The organism is Acinetobacter sp. YH12120, from assembly GCF_013418795.1.
In the GTDB taxonomy this organism is placed as follows: Bacteria; Pseudomonadota; Gammaproteobacteria; order Pseudomonadales; family Moraxellaceae; genus Acinetobacter; species Acinetobacter towneri.
In genome coordinates this window covers 20,926-43,013 of sequence record NZ_VPBI01000009.1, presented here as the reverse complement: position 1 = coordinate 43,013, position 22,088 = coordinate 20,926, and the positions used below count along the sequence as shown (strand labels likewise).

Below are 22,088 nucleotides of genomic sequence, written 5' to 3'. Positions count from 1 at the left end.
CTAATCGCATGCTCTTTTTTTGTCTTTAGAATATACGATTAGTACAATTTTCCTAAATCGTCCTGCACGCTTTGACTTATCCTTCGCCAAAATCTACTCGCTTTTTTTTCTAGAGGGCGTATCATCGGGAAGTGGAAAGAATATGAGTTTCAAATTCTATCCCCGTGCATTATTCAGCATTTACTGTTTTAAAAATCAGGGATTTATATGTCACAGGCGACTGCTAGCGCAAAGCAACATACTGCAAAGTCTGATCTAAAACCAAATGAGAACAGCCCGCTTAAAGAGTTTCGTACCCCACCGCATAACTTAGCCATCGAACAAGCTGTTTTGGCTGCGTTAATGACTGTGGCCGAATCTTTTGAACAAGTGGGTGATGTGCTACAAGAATCTGATTTTTACGCGACACGCCACAAATATATTTTCCGCGCCATTGATTCTTTGTCTAAAGAAAACTCACCTTATGATGCCGTATTGGTGAATGACTGGCTGATTAAACAAAATTTACTTGAAGCTGCAGGCGGGGAAGAATACTTAATGCAGCTCATGGCAGACTCGCCTTCTAGTTTTTATAACCTAGAAACCTATGCCACGAAAATTAAAGAATTCTCGACCCTCAGAAACATGATTAAAGTCAGTTCTGAAATTTTACAAAATGCCTATGACACCAAAGGTCGTAGCGTAAGTGAAATTTTAGACTTGGCCGAAACCAATATTTTCCAAATTGCCGAACAACATAATAACAATGCCAAAGCACAAGGCCCAAAAGCCATTTCGAGCGTGGTTGCCGATGTATTCGACAAACTTGATGAACTTTCTAAAATGGAAGGTAACATCACAGGCTTAACCACAGGCTTTGTGGAGTTAGATAATAAAACTTCGGGCATGCAAGCGGGTGACTTGATTATTGTCGCTGCGCGTCCATCTATGGGTAAAACCACCTTTGCCATGAACTTGGTCGAAAGTGTTTTGTTTAACAATGATTTGCCTGCCCTTGTCTACTCTATGGAAATGCCTGCAGACTCAATCGCAATGCGTTTGATTTCTGCATACGGCAAAGTGCATCAAGGGAACTTACGTTCAGGTAAACTCAGTGGCGATGAATGGTCAAAAGTCACAGGCACGATTTTACAACTGCAAGAAAAGCATTTGTATATTGATGACTCATCTGCCCTACCACCTACGGAAGTACGTGCACGTGCACGACGCATTGCCAAACAACATGGCGGTAAAATTGGCTGCATCATGGTCGATTACTTGCAGTTAATGAAAGTTCCAGGCATGGGCGATAACCGTGTCGGCGAAATCTCAGAAATTTCACGTAGCTTAAAAGCCTTGGCCAAAGAGATGAACTGCCCTGTGATTGCTTTGTCACAGCTCAACCGCTCATTAGAGAACCGACCTAATAAACGCCCTGTGATGTCTGACTTGCGTGAATCTGGTGCAATTGAGCAGGATGCGGATTTAATCATGTTTATTTACCGCGACGAAGTTTACAATAAAGAATCTAAAGAAGCAGGTACTGCCGAAATTATTATTGGTAAACAGCGTAACGGCCCAATTGGTACGGTACGTCTTGCTTTTGAAGGGCAATATACGCGTTTTAGTAATTTATCTCCTGAGTATTATGCTCAGTATGATGATGAAGAGTAATGCTTGCATTGCTCTTTTTATTAAAACCATGATTTAATCTGACTTATTAACTTTGCCCACCATAGTTTCCAGCTTGAGAGTAAATTCCAATCTTGGCTATTTTCTTCCATTTCAAATGATGGAAATGCTTTATTTAGTTGCTCGCATGTCGGATACTTTTGTTGCAGTTGCGCCAAATAATGTGTCTGATCATAGTCTATAAAACCATCTAAAATCCCAACCTCTGCTCTATCGCCTGTAGAACAATTTGAGGTCTGCTTATTCCAAGCTAAAAATGGGGCAATCGGTTTAGATAAAACAAACTGGTCATTCTTACAGTTTAATGCTGCAAATGAAATTACTCGATATTGCTGGGGTTTAGCACCATCTGGTGCATAAGCTAAACCAATAATTAATTGGTTTTTAGCTGTACTTTTACCTGAAAATCCACTGTACCATTGGGTGGGCTTTTTATATTTAACTTCATCTAGTATTGAGCGAAAAATAAATTGACCTGAACTAAGTTGAAAGATGAAGTCTGAACTCCCCTGTACTGCCAGTGAACCTTGGTAACGGGCAATAAATACGTCATTGGGTGAATGTGGCATACAAGCCATAACTGACTGACAAAAAAATAAAGTACTCCATCCCAGATAACAAAATATTTTCATTATTTATTCAACATATCCAAGTTTAAAATGCATTGTTTAATCTCTCTTTGAGTTCATTTAAATTACGAACCCACTCTCCACAATCATCTGAATCTTGCCATAACTCGTACAGTTTAGAATTTCCTGAGTGAGAGCATCTAACACCATAATAGCTTTTAGAACGTATAGTTTTATATGAAAAATAAAGTCTGAAACTTTTACAAATTATTTGCAATCAATAACCTAATAGATTTTTCGATCTTAAATTAATTTATGATCAAAAACTTAAATGTTCATGTCTATTTGAGGTTGATAGGTCTACAATAGTGAATATTTTTAAATAGAACTATTTTTAGTATTTATTTATCACTCCACAGTGTATCTAACACAAATTACCAATTGTCATTCCCAAGGAGTATTTAGGGTGCGCCAAGCAACAGTTTATATTGACAGTCAGGCACTGCAATATAATTTAAACCGTGTCAAACAACTTGCCCCAACAGCAAAAATTGTTAGCATGGTCAAGGCCAATGCTTACGGACATGGTGTAAAAGACTGCTTAGCAGCTTTAAAATACAGCGATGCCTTTGGTGTCGCTTGCGTTGAAGAAGCCTTAGAAATTCGTGAATTGGGATATACGCAGCCCATCACCCTGATTGAAGGTGTTTTTTCTGCCGATGAAATGCAAAGTGTGTTGGCACACAAATTGGAATGTGTAGTGCATCATCAAGCACAGCTCGATTGGCTACTACAACATAAAGCTGATTATATCGCACAAGGCTTAAAAGTCTGGGTCAAACTCAACAGCGGCATGAATCGTTTAGGTTTTAAAATTCCTGAAATTATTGATGTGATTCACATGCTCAAAGCCGAAGGTTTTACCTGTGTGTTGACCATGCATTTTGCCAATGCCGATGGTGATCATGCTTTAAATGATCAACAAGTCGCGCAATTTTTGCATGTCAAAGACAATTGCAGCCCTATTCTTGCTTCTTGCTGTAACTCTGCTGCAATCTATCGTTATCCCGAATTGCATTTTGATTATGTACGCCCAGGCATTATGCTTTACGGTGCAACGCCTTTTGCCGCACATAATGTGCATACACTCGACTTAAAGCCTGTGATGACTTTAAGCGCAGAAGTGATCGCACTAAATGAAATTGATGCAGGCGAACACGTCGGCTACGGTTCAACCTTTACTGCAGAACAAGCCATGCAAATTGCGATTGTTTCAATTGGCTATGGCGATGGTTATCCACGTACATTTGTGCAGCCAAATTTTGTTGCGATTGGTACAAAATTAACGCCTGTACTTGGTCGTGTGTCTATGGATATGATTGCCATTGATGTCACAGGTTTAGACGTTGAATTAGGCACACAAGTTGAACTATGGGGCAAACACCGTTTGGTGGATGATGTTGCCACAGCCAATGGTACGATTGGCTATGAGTTGTTGTGTCGTTTAAGCCCTCGCCCACAGCGCAAGGCAACCAGCATTTAACTTTCTTTTTTCGATCTGTTGCATGTAGCAGTTTTGCTGCATGCAATCGTCTAAGCCATTCTCTTTTTCTTTCTTATATTTTTCTTTTCGCTTTTTATTTTCTTAAATTCACTGTATTTCCATTCATATTGATAAAAATTTGTGGTCACCCACATTTGCATTTAGCGCTTTACAGTCATCCAAATATTTAGCTGAAAATCACACTCAAAATCTCAAGAAAAAACAATATGCTCGCGCACTGTCTTTAAACTGCCACATCGCTTCAAATTCATGGATTAATCACATTTCACCAGTTCTCAGAAGTTTGTGCTGCGCGCTACGATGAATCAATGACTTCACGACTATTTAAGCCATTTATAAAAGCATCCACATGATAAGAAAATAATCTATTACCAATATTTGTTTACTTTTGACTTCAAAGCATCATCAAACTGCAGCCTCTTTGAAATATAAAACGCTTAATTTCTAAACAAGAATAAAGAGGAAAAACTCCTTAATTTTTATAACCTTATTCTGCTTAGGAAAAGAATATGTCTGAACAAAAAGTAGCTTTAGTGACGGGTGCATTAGGTGGTATTGGCAGTGAGATTTGCCGTCAACTGGTTACAGCAGGCTATAAAATTATTGCAACGGTTGTACCAAGAGAAGAAGATCGCGAAAAGCAATGGCTTAAAGACGAAGGCTTTACAGAAAGTGATGTGCGCTTTGTTTTAACCAACTTAAATGAGCATGAAGCGGCTACAGCAGCCATTCAAGAAGCAATTGATGCTGAAGGTCGTGTAGATGTGTTGGTCAACAATGCTGGTATTACCCGCGATGCAACTTTCAAAAAAATGAGCTATACGCAGTGGGCTGAAGTGATTGAAACCAACTTAAAAACACTTTTTACCGTGACTCAGCCTGTATTTAACAAAATGTTAGAACAAAAGTCTGGTCGCATTGTGAACATTAGTTCGGTGAACGGTTTAAAAGGTCAATTTGGTCAAGCCAACTACTCTGCAACTAAGGCAGGCATCATCGGCTTTAGCAAAGCTTTGGCGCAAGAAGGCGCACGTTCAAATATCTGCGTGAACGTCGTTGCACCAGGTTATACCGCAACCCCGATGGTCACAGCCATGCGCGAAGAAGTAATTAAAAGCATTGAAGCACAAATTCCTCTGCAACGTCTTGCCGCCCCTACCGAAATTGCGGCAGCAGTTATGTATTTAGTGAGTGATCATGCTGCATACGTAACAGGCGAAACCTTATCAATCAACGGCGGCTTATACATGCACTAAGCGTGTAACACCTCATTTTAATCTACAAGTTTATTTACTGGAGTGACACCCATGCTATACGGCGACTTATTTTCAAACATGAATGCTCAATACAAAAACGTGTTTGAACCGTACACCAAATTCAACAGTATAGTTGCAAAAAATTTTGCTAACTTAACCAACCTACAATTAGAAGCAGCACGCAACTATGCCAACATTGGTTTAGCACAAATGTTTGCCAATAGCGAAGTGAAAGACATGCAAAGCATGGTGAACTGCACCACCAAGCAATTAGAAACTATGAACAAACTCAGTCAGCAAATGATTGAAGATGGCAAAAAATTAGCAACACTGACTTCAGAAGTCAAAGCAGAATTTGAAAAGTTAGTCAGCGATTCAATGCCAAATAATAAATAAACACTGCTCTGAAAACCATGCGTTATCAGGACGAATGTTACGGGGAAGTGTGAAAATTTCCCCGTTTTAGTTTCAGCCTTGCACTCAATTTGATTGCTAAAAGCCATGTGCTATTGAGCGATGAAATGAAACAGAACTCATTTCAATTCAAAGAAAATATATTACAATTTTTCTCTAGCCACGATGATATCTGGAAAAAACTACAAGAATTTTATTATGGGCAAAGCCCTATTAATGACGCCTTAACACAGCTCAACAAAGAAGATATGTCTATGTTCTTTGAAGCTTTGTCTAAAAATCCAGCACGCTTGATGGAAATGCAATGGAGCTGGTGGCAAGGTCAAATGCAAATCTACCAAAATGTGATGATGCGCAGTGTGGCAAAAGACATCGAACCATTCATTCAACCTGAAAGTGGTGATCGTCGTTTTAACAGCCCATTATGGCAAGAACAACCCAATTTTGACCTGTTATCGCAGTCTTATTTGCTGTTTAGCCAACTGGTACAAAATATGGTGGATGTCGTAGAAGGCATTCCAGACAAAGTGCGTTACCGCATTCACTTTTTTACCCGTCAAATGATTAATGCTTTATCACCAAGCAATTTTCTTTGGACTAACCCTGAAGTGATTCAGCAAACCATTACCGAACAAGGCGAAAACCTTGTCCGTGGTATGCAAATTTTCCATGATGATGTGGTCAATAGCGGAAAATATTTATCTATTCGCATAGTCAATAGTGACTCTTTTAGCTTGGGTAAAGATTTAGCCTATACACCAGGCGCAGTGGTCTTTGAAAATGAAATTTTCCAGTTGTTGCAATATGAAGCAACGACAGAAAATGTATATCAAACCCCGATTCTAATCGTGCCGCCATTTATTAATAAATATTATGTGCTGGATTTACGCGAACAAAACTCATTGGTGAACTGGTTACGTCAGCAAGGTCATACGGTCTTTTTAATGTCTTGGCGTAACCCAAATGCTGAACAAAAATAACTCACTTTCGCTGATCTGATCACCGCAGGTGCGGTTGAAGCTTTGCGTGTTATTGAAGAAATTACAGGAGAAAAAGAAGCCAACTGTATCGGCTATTGTATTGGTGGTACTTTACTTGCTGCAACGCAGGCTTATTACGTGGCAAAACGCCAGAAAAGTCATGTGAAATCTGCCACGTATATGGCAACCATTATCGACTTTGAAAACCCAGGCAGCTTAGGCGTATTTATTAATGAACCTGTGATTAATGGTTTAGAAACCTTAAATAATCAATTCGGTTATTTTGATGGTCGCCAATTGGCAGTTACGTTCAGTTTGTTACGTGAAAATACCCTGTACTGGAACTACTACATCGAGAACTATTTAAAAGGCAAAGAGCCTTCAGATTTCGATATTTTGTATTGGAACAGCGACGGCACCAATATTCCTGCCAAAATTCATAATTTCTTATTGCGTAATTTGTATTTGAATAATGAATTGATTTCACCAAATGCAGTAAAAGTGAACGGTGTTGGACTCAACCTTTCTCGTGTCAAAACTCCAAGCTTCTTTATTGCTACGCAGGAAGATCATATCGCACTTTGGGATACAAGCTTCCGTGGTGCAGATTACTTAGGCGGTGAATCTACACTGGTACTTGGTGAATCTGGACACGTGGCAGGCATTGTGAATCCGCCAAGTCGTAATAAATACGGTTGCTATACCAATACTGCCAAGTTTGAAAATACCAAGCAATGGCTTGATGGTACAGAGTATCATCCTGAATCTTGGTGGCTACGCTGGCAGGCTTGGGTCACACCGTATGCAGGCGAACAAGTCCCTGCCCGCGCCTTAGGTAATGCGCAATATCCAATGATAGAAGCAGCACCAGGTCGCTATGTTTTGGTAAATTTATTTTAATCAGTCATATAACAACAGCAATGCACATGCTATATATCATGTGCATCCACAGAAACGTAAACATAAAATTTAAGGATATAAAATGAAAGATGTTGTCATTGTTGCTGCAAAACGTACTGCAATTGGTAGCTTTTTAGGTAGTCTCGCTTCTTTATCTGCACCACAATTGGGGCAAACAGCAATTCGTGCAGTCTTAGACAGTGCTAAAGTACAGCCTGAACAAGTCGATCAGGTGATTATGGGTAACGTACTCACTACAGGTGTAGGACAAAACCCTGCACGTCAAGCCGCAATTGCTGCAGGTATTCCTGTACAAGTGCCTGCATCAACGCTAAACGTGGTGTGTGGTTCGGGATTACGTGCCGTACATTTGGCTGCACAAACGATTCAGTGTGATGAAGCAGAAATTGTAGTTGCTGGTGGTCAAGAATCAATGTCACAAAGCGCACACTATATGCAGTTGCGTAACGGTCAAAAAATGGGGAATGCCCAGTTGATCGACAGTATGGTGGCTGATGGTTTAACCGATGCTTATAACCAATATCACATGGGTATTACTGCAGAAAATATTGTAGAAAAGCTTGGTTTAAACCGTGAAGAACAAGACCAATTGGCACTGACTTCACAACAACGCGCGGCTGCAGCACAAGCGGCTGGTAAATTTAAAGATGAAATTGCAGCTGTAAGCATTCCACAGCGTAAAGGCGACCCAATTGTATTTGCTGAAGATGAATACATCAAAGCCAATACCACCCTTGAAAGCTTGAATAAATTGCGCCCTGCGTTCAAAAAAGATGGCAGCGTAACCGCAGGTAATGCTTCTGGTATCAACGATGGTGCAGCAGCAGTGTTAATGATGAGCGCAGACAAAGCTGCAGCATTAGGCCTACAACCTTTAGCACGTATTAAAGCCTATGCAATGTCGGGTATTGAGCCTGAAATTATGGGTCTTGGCCCTGTTGAAGCGGTAAAGAAAACCCTGAATAAAGCAGGCTGGAGCTTAGATCAGGTCGATTTAATTGAAGCCAACGAAGCCTTTGCCGCTCAGGCTTTAGGCGTTGCCAAAGAACTAGGCTTAGACTTAGATAAAGTAAACGTGAATGGCGGTGCAATTGCCCTCGGTCACCCGATTGGTGCTTCTGGTTGCCGTATCCTTGTGACGTTACTACACGAAATGCAACGCCGTGATGCGAAAAAAGGCATCGCAACGCTTTGCGTAGGCGGTGGTATGGGTGTTGCACTTGCGGTTGAACGCGACTAAGTAACCGAGCCGAAAGTACTGCACGAGTCAAAGCTATTGAATTTGATAGCTGTTCAAAGCCAGTAATAAGTTAAGACATAATGGGAGCTTCGGCTTCCACTATTTTTTTAACTACACAGAGCTTAAAATAATATTGTTGTCGATTAATTTGACATGACAAGTTCTGCTTAATCCACCGAAAGTAAGTGCTGAATATGATCACTAAAGTGATAAAAATGCATGGTATCGGGTTGCTGTTTCAGCTGTTGCCATGCGTCTACAAACGACGTCCAACCTAAATCTTTTAGGCATTGCACAATCATTTCCAATTGCGACAAAGTCTTTTCAGTCGATTGTTTTAACCGAATTTGTCGGTCTAATTGTTCAATTTTTTGCCCCAATTGGAAAAATAAATATATCTGCTGTGGTTCTGCATCTAATAGTGCTTCGCAGTCTTGTACCACATCACAAATATAACTCGCGTTATCGCACGCATTTTGAATACATTGCTGTAATTCAACATAAGTAGCTTTAGAAAACACCTGTGCCAAGTTTTGAATTTTTGTCCGTGTTTGCTCAAACTGCATCGCAAATGAAGCAGGCTGTTCTTCGTTTAAAATCAATTCATTTAAAGAAGCTGCATCAAATGCAGGCAAACAAAAGGCATGTGCATAAGTCAAAGCAGCATCATTTTGTTTAAATGGAAATTGCTGACATACATATTGAATACGGGTTAAATATCGGGCTAACCAAAAAATTTCTCGCGCATCGCTGCTAGATAAATTCACGGTTGTTTCATCCTCCTAACTCTAAGGTCTGTTGATAATTCATCGCGATAAAGCACCTCAATCGCCTTGCCCAATTAACCTACAGCACTCATCCACTCAGACCGCTTTTATTTACATAAACCTGTATCTACCATACAAAACAATGACAGGTTTTCACTTAAACACAACTATTCAATCTTGCTTTTCTAATTGATCCAAGTATGGCTTGAGGTCATAGTTTCTGATTCACTTCTATTATTTGATTAACTTTGCCCGTCCAAATTTTGTGATATTTACTGCAAAATCTGCGGTTATATTTTGCCCTTTTTCAGTAAAAAACTTGCTAATCATTCCGAGTTTTCTTATTGTGTGGAAGAACAAGTTTTCATCCGTATGAATTGACCTAGTAAATATTGAATATGTCTATACAAGAAAAAGAAACATCGAATAGTTTATATCGCCAATGGCAAATTTTATCGCGCCTTTCTACAGGTAAATGGATGGGCACACGTGAATTACACGATGTCCTGCAACGTGAAGGTATCGACATTAGTTTGCGTACGATTCAACGTGACTTAAATCAAATTTCTCAGCGCTTTCCAATTGAAAGTAATGGTACCGTACCACAAGGTTGGCGCTGGCGTTCAGATGCACCGATTCAAAGTTTACCGCACATGACCAGCTCTCAAGCGGTAACGTTTATGATGGTCGAGGAACATTTAAAACATCTGCTGCCGCCAAGTTTGATTGAAGAAATGAACCCATGGTTTGATTTGGCACGACGCAGTCTATCGACCCAAAACAATGTCCGCCAATGGATTAATCGTGTGCGAATTGTGCCTGCAACACAACCTTTAATTCCACCAGTCGTAGACCGCAATGCACAACAGGCGATATATGAAGGCTTGCTCCAAGACAAACAACTAGAATGTATTTATCAATCACGCAGCAATTCAGGCGAAGAAAAAACTTATGTGCTGAATCCTTTGGCTTTGGTGCAAAAAGGTGCGGTGATTTATTTAATCTGTACTCGATTTGACAAAACCGACATTCAAACCTTTGCCCTGCATCGTTTTAAAGCAGCCAAAGTTTTAGATTCACGCGCCTTGCATCCTGTTAATTTTGATATTGATGCCTATATTGAATCTGGCGAATTAGGTTTTAGAGTCGATTTCAGTAAAGCTACTGAAAATATTCAGCTCAAACTTACCATGCAAAAAGCTGATGCCATATACTTCGATGAAAGCCAATTAAGCAAAGATCAAACTATGGAAACACTGGAAAATGGTAATGTGTTGGTGACTGCCACTGTGCCGTTTACCTCACAATTGGTTTGGTGGTTGCGTAGTTTTGGTAAAAAGCTAATTCAGATTGAACCTGTAGAAGTTGCCAATGCGGTGCATCAAACTCAGGAATAAAAAAGCCCCAAATATATTGGGGCGATAGCATTATCGTTCTCTTTTAAATCAAATTATTGTGATTGCTGATTGAAGTTAAAATTAAAATTGACTCGGCATCGTTCAGCGTGGGCATGCCAGTTCAGCTGTACTATAACGAATGCTTTTTAAAGTCATATTTTGCTCCTATCTATGTTGATAAGTGTCACTTTAAATGCTCCTGATCTAGCTGTGAAATCATAAGATATGCAGTCGAAATCAGATTTATTCTTATACGCAACTTCTTCTTTGCTTAGCATCTGATTTACTTTGGCGCATAAAAAAGCCCGCAATTTAAATTGTGGGCTTCTTCATCAATCCATCAAACCTTAAGCAGATTTACGTGACTGTGCATTTTTACGAATGGTGATCATCACCAATTGAACTGCGGCAGGTGTCACACCTGGAATACGACTGGCTTGTGCCAAAGTTTCAGGCAAAACATGCTTCAATTTTAGCGTGATTTCACGCGATAAACCTGACACTGCATCATAATCAAAATCGGCAGGGATTTTGGTTTCTTCCAAGCGTTTTAATTGTGCGACATCTTCATGCTGACGGTTGATATAACCTGCATATTTCACTGCAATTTCAATTTGATCGCCCACTTGTGCAGAAACGTCTGAACCCGTTAATTCTGCGATTTGCGCAAAACTGATATTTGGACGTTTTAACAGATCAATCGCAGAACATTCTTTGGATAAATCTGCACCTGTCATTTCAACAAATTTTTTACCCATTGGATTGTTTGGTGCAGCCCACAAATGTTGTAAACGCCCTGTTTCACGTTCTACTGCTTCCATTTTTTCACAGTAAGCTGCCCAACGAGTGTCATCCACCAAACCAAGCTCACGACCAATTGGCGTCAAACGCTGATCGGCATTATCTTCACGCAACATCAAACGGTATTCCGCACGTGAGGTAAACATGCGGTACGGTTCTTTGGTACCTAGCGTGATCAAATCATCAACCAATACACCAATATAAGCTTCGTCACGTTTTGGTGTCCATTGTTCCTGATCCCAAGCGCGACGTGCCGCATTCAAACCAGCTAACACACCTTGCGCACCCGCTTCTTCATAGCCAGTCGTACCATTAATTTGACCTGCAAAATACAAGTTATTAATGGCTTTGGTTTCCAAAGTGAATTTCAAGGCTTGTGGATTGAAGTAATCATATTCAATCGCATAACCTGGACGCAAAATATGCGCATTTTCCATACCACGAATTGAACGAACTAACTCGAACTGCACATCAAACGGTAAAGAGGTTGAAATCCCGTTTGGATACAATTCATGTGTATCTAAACCTTCAGGCTCCAAAAATACCTGATGCGAGTCTTTATCAGAAAAACGGTGAATTTTATCTTCAATCGATGGGCAGTAACGTGGGCCAACACCTTCAATCACACCTGTATACATCGGTGAACGATCTAAACCACCACGAATAATTTCGTGAGTACGTTCATTGGTATGGGTGATATAGCAGTTCACTTGTTCAGGGTGCATCGACACATCACCCATGAATGACATGGTTGGTGATGGGAAATCACCTGGCTGCGGAATCATGACCGAAAAATCGACTGAGCGTGCATCAATACGTGGTGGCGTACCTGTTTTTAAACGCCCAACAGGCAAATTTAATTCACGTAAACGTGCCGCCAAAGCAATTGATGGAGGATCGCCTGCACGACCACCGCTCGATTTTTCTAAACCGATGTGAATCACACCACCCAAGAATGTACCTGTGGTCAATACCACGGTTTTCGCATCAAAACGAATCCCCATTTGAGTGACTACACCTTTTACAGTATCGCCTTCTACAATCAGGTCATCGGCTGCTTGTTGGAAAATATCTAAATTGGCTTGGTTTTCTAAAGTGGCGCGAATCGCAGCTTTAAAGCGAACTCGGTCTGCCTGCGCACGTGTTGCACGAACAGCAGCACCTTTACGCGAGTTTAAAATACGGAATTGAATCCCGCTTTTATCGGCAGCCAATGCCATTGCGCCGCCTAAGGCATCAATCTCACGTACCAAATGCGACTTACCAATCCCGCCAATTGCAGGGTTACAGCTCATCTGCCCTAAAGTCTCAATGTTATGAGTTAAGAGTAAGGTTTGACGACCCATACGTGCTGCTGCAAGCGCCGCTTCGGTGCCTGCGTGACCGCCACCAATAACAATGACATCGTAAACTTTAGGATAGTGCATAATGGTCAATGAGAGATAAAAAATAAAGACGGAATATTATAGCAAAACTTGTGGCATAAGTTGACAGATTCAGTCGATTTTATTGGCTTAACCGCGCTACAAAATTAATATTTTGTAATCCAAATTTGCATTTTTACTGTACATAAAAACATTTAGACCTAAAAATTAACCAGATCACCGTTGTTTTAATTTGTCTATTTTTTATCCTAATAGCACAGATATGAGAAACAAAGGGAAACATCATGAATAAGAAAATTTTGCTGTCCTCTATGCTTTGTGGCTTATTTTTCAGTCCATTTGCAGTGCAGGCAAATGATAAAGTAGAAACCGTCTATAACGCGCAAAAATTCCAGCAAGTCTGTAAAGGTAAAACTCAGGGCGCACCTGTAAGCTTTGCTTATCGTGGGATTATCTGGAATGGTACCTGTGAACCACAATTCTTTAGTTCATCTAAAGCAGTGCAATTACAAGGCAATGAGCCTGAATTATACCGTTCTTGTATGGCAGATGCGCAAAGTACCGTCATTACAGTCAATGGTACTGAGTTAAAAGGCAAATGTGCTTTAGGCTTTACGCCACCACGCCCTGCTGCCATGTGATCAATCACTTAATCTATATTTTCATGAACAGATCGGCTTGTATTCATTCAAACTGAAAGCATGAAAATAACACCAAAGCAGTCATTTATAAGAAGTGACTGCTTTGTTTATTGCACAAGCTCAAAAAACAATTACACTGCAAAGAGAGGGAAAATTATACCCATAAGAAAAAAATAAAGGATGTGCTATGGATTCAGGCTTTTTTACCTTTTTTCTACCACTGACCTTGGCTGTGATGATGATGGGCTTAGGCTTACAACTCACGCCTAAAGACTTTATTCGGGTCAATCAATTTCCTAAAGTCATTTTTTTAACGCTTTTTTCACAATTGGTCATTTTGCCTGTTTTAGCATTTTCAATTTGTTTATTTTTAGAATTGCCACCGCTCTTGGCAATTGGCTTAATGCTGCTTGCTGCCTCACCAGGGGGGCCTACTGCGAACTTATTTAGCTATGTCTATAAAGGTGACGTTGCCCTAAATATTACCCTAACCGCAATGAACTCTGTGATGGCAACCTTTACCCTGCCTTTTATTGTTAATTTGTCTTTTCTATATTTTATGACCGATCAACAACAAATTGGCATGCCTATTGAAAAAATGGCACAGGTTTTTTTACTGATTATTGTGCCTGTATGTGTAGGAATGGCGGTGCGTAATGCGATGCCACAAATTGCATTACAGTTGGGCAAACCTATGCGTTTGATGTCCATTTATTTCATTTTCGCTTTATTCTTTTATGCGCTTTTCCGCGAACGCGCCAATGTCTTTGACTATTTCAGTGCGATTGGTATCGCCACAGCGCTTTTTTGCTTTTTAAGTTTACTTATTGGTTATCTTGTGCCGTATTTGGCGGGTGTGCCTGATCAACAAGCACGCTCTTGTTGTTTTGAAATTGGCATTCATAACACTGCTGTTTCTTTAACCGTTGCGCTATCGGTTTTGCAAAGCACTGAAATTGCCATTCCTTCTGCGATTTACACCATTTTTATGTATATGTTCAGCTTTATTTTAGGGAGTATGTTAGCTAGACAATCTGCCAAACTTGCCCTTCAAAACAAACAGGAGCAGAGTTTAAACCACAATAAAAATACAATTTAAGATGTGAGCAATATTCAATTAACCACAGATTAAACAAATAGTTAGATATTAAATAGATCATTATAGATGTAAAAACAAAGGAGTGTTTATGGATTCAGGATTAATCACAATATTTTTGCCGCTGGCTTTGGCCGTGGTCATGGCTGGACTTGGCTTAGAACTCACTCCTAACGACTTTAAACGGGTGAGCAAACACCCCAAAGCAGTGTTTATTGCTTTATTTTGTCAATTGGTCGTCCTGACAGCAATTGCATTTTTTATTTGTAAACTGCTGAATTTACCACCATTGCTTGCAGTCGGACTCATGCTACTGGCAGCATCTCCTGGCGGGCCAACAGCCAACTTGTTTAGCTACTTATATAAGGGCGATATTGCCCTAAACATCACCCTTACTGCCGTCAATTCCGTGATTGCAGCATTTACCTTGCCCCTGATTGTCAACTTTGCCATTCAGCATTTTATGCAGGATGGGCAACAAGTTGGCTTACAATTTGCCAAAGTATTGCAGGTGTTTTTAATTATTATTATCCCTGTCACTTTAGGGATGTTAGTACGCCATTTTAGCCCTCAAACGGCAGACCGCTTAAACAAACCTGTGCGTATTTTTGCTGTGGTTTTTCTAATTGTGATTATTATTGGCGCAATTGCCAAAGAGCGAAACAACATCATGCTTTATTTGGCAGATGTAGGACTTGCCACTGCCCTGTTCTGTGCCTGCAGTTTATTGATTGGTTATTTTGTCCCGCGTTTCTTTGGCGTAAATAGCCAACAAGCCCGAGCCTGCGCCTTTGAAATTGGCATTCACAACAGTACCCTTGCAATGACTATCGCCCTAACCGTTATGTCAAGCTCAACCATTGCCATGCCTGCTGCGGTTTATTCTATTTTCATGTATATTTTTGCCGCAATTTTAGGCACATTACTAAATAAATTTGTGCCGACTCCTGCATCGGAGCAATCTGCATCCTAAACAAGTCTCTCAATCATCCCCAATCCAGCAATTTGACTGTTTTGGGGATGATTGAGCGATGATGGTTCAAACAAATTCTTAACTTATATTTTTTAGAGTTATATTTTTGTCACATTATTCGACTATAAGCATAAAGCGAATTTGAAACTTCCAATCGTATAGAGTTTTCCCTTTCGCAATCCGAATAAAAAATAACAGCGTCTGCACCAGTTCAGTTACAATAGCGCTTTCGCATTAAATTTTAGGTTATCTCCGTGAAGTGGTTACAAATACATATTACTGTTGATCAAGCGCAAGTCGATTTTACTGAAACCCTGCTCAGTTCATTGGGTGCAGTCAGCGTAACCTTAGATGATGCGGAAAATCAGGACTTACTTGAGCCACTGCCAGGTGAAACACCACTTTGGAACAAAGTCATTGTGACAGGTATTTATGCACAAGACGAAGGTGAAGAAATTGATGTTGCAGCCTTAGAAACCTTTATTCGTGCGCAAATGCCAGATGCCCCTTTACGCAGTGAATTTTTGGAAGATCAGGTTTGGGAACGCTCATGGATGGATTACTACGAGCCAATCCAGATTGCAGAGAAATTCTGGATTGTACCTGAATGGTTAGAACCACCTGAGGCAGATGCAGTCAATATTAAACTTGACCCAGGTTTGGCTTTTGGTACAGGTAACCATGCCAGTACGTTCCTGTGCCTGCAATGGTTAGGTAAAACCAATGTAAAAGATAAAGTCGTGATCGACTACGGTTGTGGTTCAGGTATTTTAGGAGTAGCGGCTTTGTTGCTCGGTGCAAAAAAAGTCTATGCGACTGATATTGACCCGCAAGCAGTTTTAGCGACCAAACAAAATGCAGAACTCAACGGTGTACTTAAAAACTTATATGTGGGACTTCCAGAAGAGTTCAATGAAACCATCGGTAATGAAAAAGCAGACATTTTAGTTGCCAATATTTTGGCAGGCCCATTGATGATGCTTGCGCCAGAGTTTGCAACTTTAATTAAATCTGAGGGCGAGTTCGCACTTGCAGGTGTAATTGAAGAGCAAGTTGCTGAAGTTTCTAGTGTTTATTCTGAATTTTTTGATATAGTACAAGTCGAAAAACGTGAAGAAAACTGGTGTCGAATTTCTGGGAAACGCCATCCCCACTAACTGTAATTTTTGAGTTATGAGTGACAAGCAAACCAAGTGCCCTGAATGCCAAACTGTTTATAAAGTATCCGTTGCGCAGCTGACCGTTGCGCAAGGGATGGTTTGTTGTCCTAAATGCGACAATACCTTTAATGCTCTTTCGCATTTGGTATTTGCCTTTCCTCAAAATAAAAACTCAGTCACATCACAATTACATCACATTCAAAACCGCAGTTTTATGCAGGCAACTGCTGAACTTGCGCAACCGCAACATATTTTAGATATTTTTCAGCGTAAAGTTGAACATTCCAATATTGATCTGAAAACCTATCTGAATAACCTCAATTATTTCAGTACTGAACCGATTGGCAACATTCCTGCCATGAAGTTGTCTGCGCCTGATCTTGAAAGTGAAAAAAAGCATGGCAATGGTTACTACTTACTTTGGGGAATTATTAATCTTTTATTGATTGGCTTGTTGATCTTCCAAATTTTGTGGTTTAACCCAAAGTTTTTAAACAGCAGCCCTGCACTGAATTCTGTGTTTACCCAAGTCTGTCAATTTTTTAACTGTAGCAGTTTAGAAGAACGCTATAGCTTAATTTCAGCAAATCGCGTGAAGGTTAAACGTGTAGATCGTATGAATACACAATTTACGGGTGAGCTGATCAATTACTATGATAAAAGCTTGGCTTTGCCTAATATCAAAGTCACTTTAAAAGAAAAACAACAAACATTATCGACTTACATCTATTCCCCACAGGAGTATTTGGTCGAAAGTCTTTCGAGCATTCAACGTATTCCTAAAAACAGTCCATTTAAGTTTGACATTTTAGTTCCAATATCACGAAACGACTTCGATGCCTATACTTTAGAAATTATCAAGCCTTAATTCACAAAAAAATAGTGAAAAAATAGCGAAAAAAATTAAAAAAATTGCAGTTTTCTTGCTCACTTTTTCTCATACAATGGTATCATACGCGCCACGAAAGCTTTGTGCTGCAAACTCCTCGCAAGATTCACAACAAATATAGATCTGTCTAATGCGCTTTATTTTTATATATCGCGTACAGAGTAGATTTTTTGTTTTGATTTTGGTCTGTAACAATTATTAATGTATTGTTACGCTTAAATTTCGACCAATGCCTAGAGTTGTGGCAAGCTAAATGTTCCAGTTTTAGAACTTCCCGTTTTAGGATCTAAAACGGAGTTCATTTAATTTATAGACCACATTGATATATCACTTTATCCCAGTGATATCTGATTTTCGGATTAATTCGCATGAATAGCAAATCTCCTATTTTTACTGCACAATCTGATGTTGCTTTACGTATTCACGTAGATCGCGCAGTTCGCCATTATTTTGCACAACTACAAGGTGAACAACCTTCACAAGTGTATGACATGGTGTTAGCAGAAATGGAGAAACCTCTTTTATCTGTTGTTCTTGAATACACTCGCGGTAACCAAACACGCGCTGCTGAAATTCTTGGACTAAACCGTGGTACTTTACGTAAAAAGTTAAAAGCTCACGGTTTAATGAGTGAATAAGTGATAAAATGCTTGCGACCTCCGCAGGCATTTTTTTTACCTGCATTTTGCTAGTTTGTTTTAATCTGTAATTGAAAACTGTGACGAAGATCATGACTATTAAACGCGCTTTAATCTCTGTTTCTGACAAAACAGGTATTGTTGAATTTGCACAAGACCTTGCTGCTCTTGGGGTAGAAATTTTATCTACTGGCGGTACTTATAAGTTGCTTAAAGACAACAATATTGCTGTCGTAGAAGTATCAGAGCATACTGGTTTCCCTGAAATGATGGATGGTCGTGTAAAAACGTTACACCCAAAAATTCATGGCGGTATCTTGGCTCGTCGTGGTCTAGACGAAGCAGTCATGGCAGAACACAATATTGATGCCATCGACTTGGTTGTTGTTAACCTTTATCCATTTGCTGCGACTGTTGCAAAACCAAATTGTTCACTTGCAGATGCGATTGAGAACATCGACATTGGTGGCCCTACTATGGTTCGCGCTGCAGCGAAAAACCATGCTTCTGTAGGTATTGTAGTAAATGCTTCTGACTATGCGACTGTTATTGCAGAAATGAAAAGCAACGGTGCATTGTCTTACGAAACTCGTTTTGATTTGGCAGTGAAAGCATTTGAACACACTGCACAATATGACGGCATGATCGCCTCTTACTTAGGTGCACGTGTAGGTAAAGAAGAAGGTACTGCTGACCAATTTGCACGTACATTCAATACACAATTGAACAAAGCGCAAGATTTACGTTACGGCGAAAACCCGCATCAATCTGCAGCGTTCTATGTAGACCCTGCTGCAACTGAAGCTTCTGTTTCTACAGCGAAACAGCTTCAAGGTAAAGAATTATCTTATAACAACATTGCAGATACTGATGCCGCACTTGAATGTGTGAAATCATTTGCAAAACCTGCTTGTGTGATCGTAAAACACGCGAACCCATGTGGTGTTGCTGTCTCTTTAGACGGTATTCAAGCAGCTTATGACCTTGCTTATGCAACTGACCCTGAATCTGCATTTGGTGGCATCATTGCGTTTAACCGTGAGTTAGACGTTGCGACTGCACAAGCGATTGTAGACCGTCAATTCGTTGAAGTGATCATTGCACCAAGCATTGCTGATGGCGTACTTGAAGTGACTGGCGCGAAGAAAAACGTACGTGTACTGGTATGTGGCGAACTTCCTGCGATTGATGCACGCGCTCCACAAATGGATTACAAACGTGTCAACGGCGGTTTATTGGTTCAAGATCAAGACTTGGGCATGATCACTAAAGATGACTTAAAAGTTGTGACCAAACGTGCACCAACTGAACAAGAAATTGACGACATGATCTTTGCTTGGAAAGTTGCGAAATACGTAAAATCGAACGCAATTGTTTATGCAAAAAACCGTCAGACCATTGGTGTTGGTGCAGGTCAAATGAGCCGTGTAAACTCTGCTCGTATTGCTGCCATTAAAGCAGAACATGCAGGTTTAGTGGTTGAAGGTGCAGTAATGGCATCTGACGCATTCTTCCCATTCCGTGATGGTATTGATAACGCAGCTAAAGCTGGTATCAAATGCATTATTCAACCGGGTGGTTCTATGCGTGATGAAGAAACGATTGCAGCAGCAGATGAAGCTGGTATTGCAATGGTCTTCACTGGCATGCGTCATTTCCGTCACTAATTAAACTCATTAATTAGAAGTCGTATTTAATAATCCTCCGAAATCCCCCTTTTTTATAAAAGGGGGACTTTTCACGTAAGGGAACTGTGTTTTTATGCACAATCTCCTTCCTTTTCAAGGGTGAAAAGCATAGCTTCGCTAGGGGGATTTTATTCTTTGAGGGATTTTTAGATGAATATTTTAGTTTTAGGTAGCGGCGGTCGTGAACATGCGTTGGCATGGAAAATCGCACAAGATGACAAAGTCGCTAAAGTCTTCGTTGCACCGGGTAATGCAGGTACGGCAACAGAAAACAAATGCGAGAATGTAGCGTTAGATATTCAAAATAACCCTGCAATCATCGACTTTGCCAAAAATAATGCTGTTGATTTAATCATTGTTGGCCCTGAAGCACCACTGGTCAATGGTGTAGTAGATGCCTGCCGTGAAGCGGGTTTAAAAATTTGGGGCCCAACCCAGTTTGCTGCACAGCTTGAAGGTTCTAAAGCCTTTGCCAAGCACTTTTTAAAACGTCACAACATTCCAACTGCATTCTATGACGTATTCACCGAAGTTGATGCGGCAAAAGCATTTGTTGAAAAAAATGGTGCTCCAATCGTGATCAAGGCGGACGGTCTTGCTGCAGGTAAAGGCGTGATCGTGGCGATGACCAATCAAGAAGCATTTGATGCAATTGATGACATGCTAGCAGGCAACAAATTTGGTGATGCAGGTTCACGTGTAGTCATTGAAGAATTCCTTGCAGGTGAAGAAGCTTCTTTCATTTGTATGATTGATGGCGACAACATCCTTCCTATGGCAACTTCACAAGACCACAAGCGTATTTTTGAAGGCGACCAAGGTCCAAATACTGGTGGTATGGGTGCATACTCTCCTGCCCCTGTCGTGACTGCAGACGTATTTGAAAAAACCATGAATGAAGTGATGCGTCCTACTGTTGAAGGTATGAAAAAAGACGGTCATGTTTATACAGGTTTCTTATACGCAGGCTTAATGATTGACGACAAAGGTCAACCAAAAGTGATCGAGTTTAACTGCCGTTTTGGTGACCCAGAAACACAACCAATTATGATGCGCTTAAAGTCATCTTTGGTAGATTTGGTTGAAGCAGGTATTGCTGGCAACTTACCTGCCGAAGCAGACTGGGATGAACGCAAAACTGTCGGGATTGTATTGGCGACTGCGGGTTACCCTGAAACTTCAGGCAAAGGTGATGTGATTTCTGGTTTAGAAACACAAATGGCAGATGCGAAAGTATTCCACGCAGGTACAGCAAGCAATGCCGATGGTGAGATTGTGACCAATGGTGGTCGTGTACTGTGTGTAACTGCGCTCGGTAATACCATTGGCGAAGCGCAAGCTAAAGCCCTTGAACTGTGCGAAAAAGTTACCTTTGATGGTGTGCAATATCGTAAAGATATTGGCTATCGTGCCATTGCTCGTGAAAATGCTTAAAATTTTTAGTTTAGCCTAAAAATTTAAGTCCATAAAAAAGCTCGTCACTGTACGAGCTTTTTGTTTATCAGGTTGTAACCCATGTACATTGTGATGATCTACGTTTATAAAATACTTTAGATCAATAAACATGCAAAAAATAAAAAGCTTCAAAGAATTTTTAATTTCAATATTCGTTGAGTTTACATTGCAAATACTTTTTATTTTTGCAGGATTAATATATTTGGCTTATGTTTTTATAGGGATAGGTTCATTGTTACTCTGTTTGCCTTATATATGGGCGATATATTATCGTTGGAAAAATCATTCATAACTTCTTTTATGTATTTACAGCCATGTTCTGATTCTTGTAACTAAGCCGATTTCATACCGACAATTTCATATCTCGTTTTTTACTATCGATTGCAGAATAAATTTTAAAGCACCTAAATATTTAAACACTTGTTCAAATCCTTAATCTTTACAGAATATATTTATTTATAAGAACTTATTTTGACTTATTCGCTTTCTGTTGTAAAACAGTGATATGCATAACATACACAGCACTATATAGAATTATTTTTTATTGTTATGATGGTGCATCTTTTGAAAAAGTGAATTGCCC

At 40.1% G+C, this 22,088-nt stretch carries 19 protein-coding genes; 16 read left to right on the top strand and 3 right to left on the bottom strand.

Features of this window, described 5'->3' with window-relative positions; genetic code table 11:
* Window positions 1-207: 207 nt before the first annotated feature.
* A complete protein-coding gene (gene dnaB / locus FTU58_RS07735; protein ID WP_004973149.1) occupies window positions 208-1,653 on the top strand; it encodes a replicative DNA helicase in 1,446 nt (481 codons plus the stop codon).
* Between the two features lie 20 nt (window positions 1,654-1,673).
* On the opposite strand, the gene FTU58_RS07730 is transcribed toward dnaB, so the two are convergent.
* Window positions 1,674-2,240 (bottom strand): hypothetical protein, encoded by a 567-nt coding sequence (locus tag FTU58_RS07730; RefSeq protein WP_179996264.1) that lies wholly within the window; start codon window positions 2,238-2,240, stop codon window positions 1,674-1,676.
* A 466-nt stretch (window positions 2,241-2,706) separates the two neighbouring features.
* Between FTU58_RS07730 and alr the strand changes: the two genes are divergently transcribed.
* The 6 genes from alr (at window position 2,707) to FTU58_RS07705 (ending at window position 8,615) form a co-directional block, all read left to right on the top strand.
* On the top strand, window positions 2,707-3,783 hold the full coding sequence (alr, locus tag FTU58_RS07725) for an alanine racemase (RefSeq protein ID WP_180062300.1): 1,077 nt from the start codon (window positions 2,707-2,709) through the stop codon (window positions 3,781-3,783).
* Window positions 3,784-4,313: 530 nt separating this feature from the next.
* Complete coding sequence (locus FTU58_RS07720; protein WP_180062299.1) at window positions 4,314-5,060, top strand: beta-ketoacyl-ACP reductase; 747 nt, start codon at window positions 4,314-4,316, stop codon at window positions 5,058-5,060.
* Between the two features lie 51 nt (window positions 5,061-5,111).
* Complete coding sequence (locus FTU58_RS07715) at window positions 5,112-5,456, top strand: phasin family protein (protein ID WP_004973142.1); 345 nt, start codon at window positions 5,112-5,114, stop codon at window positions 5,454-5,456.
* 125 nt (window positions 5,457-5,581) lie between these two features.
* On the top strand, window positions 5,582-6,454 hold the full coding sequence (locus FTU58_RS14080) for a hypothetical protein (protein WP_228291689.1): 873 nt from the start codon (window positions 5,582-5,584) through the stop codon (window positions 6,452-6,454).
* A 15-nt stretch (window positions 6,455-6,469) separates the two neighbouring features.
* The gene (locus FTU58_RS14075; RefSeq protein ID WP_257222349.1) at window positions 6,470-7,354 is read left to right on the top strand and encodes an alpha/beta fold hydrolase; all 885 of its coding nucleotides are present in this window, start codon (window positions 6,470-6,472) and stop codon (window positions 7,352-7,354) included.
* Window positions 7,355-7,436: 82 nt separating this feature from the next.
* Window positions 7,437-8,615 carry an acetyl-CoA C-acetyltransferase gene (locus FTU58_RS07705; protein ID WP_180062298.1) on the top strand — a complete coding sequence of 393 codons (1,179 nt, stop codon included), beginning with the start codon at window positions 7,437-7,439 and terminating at the stop codon, window positions 8,613-8,615.
* A gap of 167 nt (window positions 8,616-8,782) precedes the next feature.
* Here the strand turns inward: FTU58_RS07705 and FTU58_RS07700 are convergent, their stop codons facing one another.
* A complete protein-coding gene (locus FTU58_RS07700) occupies window positions 8,783-9,382 on the bottom strand; it encodes a hypothetical protein (RefSeq protein WP_004973138.1) in 600 nt (199 codons plus the stop codon).
* Window positions 9,383-9,780: 398 nt separating this feature from the next.
* Here FTU58_RS07700 and FTU58_RS14010 point away from each other — a divergent pair, with 398 nt between their 5' ends.
* Complete coding sequence (locus FTU58_RS14010; RefSeq protein ID WP_004973137.1) at window positions 9,781-10,779, top strand: YafY family protein; 999 nt, start codon at window positions 9,781-9,783, stop codon at window positions 10,777-10,779.
* Between the two features lie 347 nt (window positions 10,780-11,126).
* Here FTU58_RS14010 and mnmG read toward each other — a convergent pair whose 3' ends face one another.
* Window positions 11,127-13,007 carry a tRNA uridine-5-carboxymethylaminomethyl(34) synthesis enzyme MnmG gene (gene mnmG, locus FTU58_RS07690; protein WP_096900911.1) on the bottom strand — a complete coding sequence of 627 codons (1,881 nt, stop codon included), beginning with the start codon at window positions 13,005-13,007 and terminating at the stop codon, window positions 11,127-11,129.
* Window positions 13,008-13,249: 242 nt separating this feature from the next.
* On the opposite strand from mnmG, the gene FTU58_RS07685 reads away from it, so the two are divergent.
* The 8 genes from FTU58_RS07685 to purD all read left to right on the top strand — a co-directional run bounded on the left by FTU58_RS07685 (window position 13,250) and on the right by purD (window position 21,484).
* The gene (locus FTU58_RS07685) at window positions 13,250-13,606 is read left to right on the top strand and encodes a hypothetical protein (RefSeq protein ID WP_004973135.1); all 357 of its coding nucleotides are present in this window, start codon (window positions 13,250-13,252) and stop codon (window positions 13,604-13,606) included.
* 187 nt (window positions 13,607-13,793) lie between these two features.
* The gene (locus FTU58_RS07680; protein WP_178865778.1) at window positions 13,794-14,705 is read left to right on the top strand and encodes a bile acid:sodium symporter family protein; all 912 of its coding nucleotides are present in this window, start codon (window positions 13,794-13,796) and stop codon (window positions 14,703-14,705) included.
* Between the two features lie 88 nt (window positions 14,706-14,793).
* Window positions 14,794-15,675 (top strand): bile acid:sodium symporter family protein, encoded by an 882-nt coding sequence (locus FTU58_RS07675; RefSeq protein WP_004973133.1) that lies wholly within the window; start codon window positions 14,794-14,796, stop codon window positions 15,673-15,675.
* Window positions 15,676-15,929: 254 nt separating this feature from the next.
* A complete protein-coding gene (prmA, locus tag FTU58_RS07670; protein ID WP_004973131.1) occupies window positions 15,930-16,832 on the top strand; it encodes a 50S ribosomal protein L11 methyltransferase in 903 nt (300 codons plus the stop codon).
* Window positions 16,833-16,848: 16 nt separating this feature from the next.
* A complete protein-coding gene (locus FTU58_RS07665; RefSeq protein ID WP_004973129.1) occupies window positions 16,849-17,703 on the top strand; it encodes a DUF3426 domain-containing protein in 855 nt (284 codons plus the stop codon).
* 389 nt (window positions 17,704-18,092) lie between these two features.
* Window positions 18,093-18,362: a DNA-binding transcriptional regulator Fis gene (gene fis, locus FTU58_RS07660; protein WP_001086304.1), complete on the top strand. Its 270-nt coding sequence runs from the start codon at window positions 18,093-18,095 to the stop codon at window positions 18,360-18,362.
* A 92-nt stretch (window positions 18,363-18,454) separates the two neighbouring features.
* Window positions 18,455-20,029 (top strand): bifunctional phosphoribosylaminoimidazolecarboxamide formyltransferase/IMP cyclohydrolase, encoded by a 1,575-nt coding sequence (gene purH, locus FTU58_RS07655; RefSeq protein ID WP_004973127.1) that lies wholly within the window; start codon window positions 18,455-18,457, stop codon window positions 20,027-20,029.
* 171 nt (window positions 20,030-20,200) lie between these two features.
* The gene (gene purD / locus FTU58_RS07650; RefSeq protein ID WP_004973125.1) at window positions 20,201-21,484 is read left to right on the top strand and encodes a phosphoribosylamine--glycine ligase; all 1,284 of its coding nucleotides are present in this window, start codon (window positions 20,201-20,203) and stop codon (window positions 21,482-21,484) included.
* Window positions 21,485-22,088: the final 604 nt, after the last annotated feature.

Bases quoted from the DNA above. Each gene is read 5' to 3' on its own strand.
- dnaB (WP_004973149.1), top strand. From the start codon at position 208: ATGTCACAGGCGACTGCTAGCGCAAAGCAACATACTGCAAAGTCTGAT.
- FTU58_RS07730 (WP_179996264.1), bottom strand. From the start codon at position 2,240: ATGCCACATTCACCCAATGACGTATTTATTGCCCGTTACCAAGGTTCA.
- FTU58_RS07720 (WP_180062299.1), top strand. From the start codon at position 4,314: ATGTCTGAACAAAAAGTAGCTTTAGTGACGGGTGCATTAGGTGGTATT.
- FTU58_RS07715 (WP_004973142.1), top strand. From the start codon at position 5,112: ATGCTATACGGCGACTTATTTTCAAACATGAATGCTCAATACAAAAAC.
- FTU58_RS14080 (WP_228291689.1), top strand. From the start codon at position 5,582: ATGAAACAGAACTCATTTCAATTCAAAGAAAATATATTACAATTTTTC.
- FTU58_RS07705 (WP_180062298.1), top strand. From the start codon at position 7,437: ATGAAAGATGTTGTCATTGTTGCTGCAAAACGTACTGCAATTGGTAGC.
- FTU58_RS14010 (WP_004973137.1), top strand. From the start codon at position 9,781: ATGTCTATACAAGAAAAAGAAACATCGAATAGTTTATATCGCCAATGG.
- mnmG (WP_096900911.1), bottom strand. From the start codon at position 13,007: ATGCACTATCCTAAAGTTTACGATGTCATTGTTATTGGTGGCGGTCAC.
- FTU58_RS07685 (WP_004973135.1), top strand. From the start codon at position 13,250: ATGAATAAGAAAATTTTGCTGTCCTCTATGCTTTGTGGCTTATTTTTC.
- FTU58_RS07680 (WP_178865778.1), top strand. From the start codon at position 13,794: ATGGATTCAGGCTTTTTTACCTTTTTTCTACCACTGACCTTGGCTGTG.
- FTU58_RS07675 (WP_004973133.1), top strand. From the start codon at position 14,794: ATGGATTCAGGATTAATCACAATATTTTTGCCGCTGGCTTTGGCCGTG.
- FTU58_RS07665 (WP_004973129.1), top strand. From the start codon at position 16,849: ATGAGTGACAAGCAAACCAAGTGCCCTGAATGCCAAACTGTTTATAAA.
- fis (WP_001086304.1), top strand. From the start codon at position 18,093: ATGAATAGCAAATCTCCTATTTTTACTGCACAATCTGATGTTGCTTTA.
- purH (WP_004973127.1), top strand. From the start codon at position 18,455: ATGACTATTAAACGCGCTTTAATCTCTGTTTCTGACAAAACAGGTATT.
- purD (WP_004973125.1), top strand. From the start codon at position 20,201: ATGAATATTTTAGTTTTAGGTAGCGGCGGTCGTGAACATGCGTTGGCA.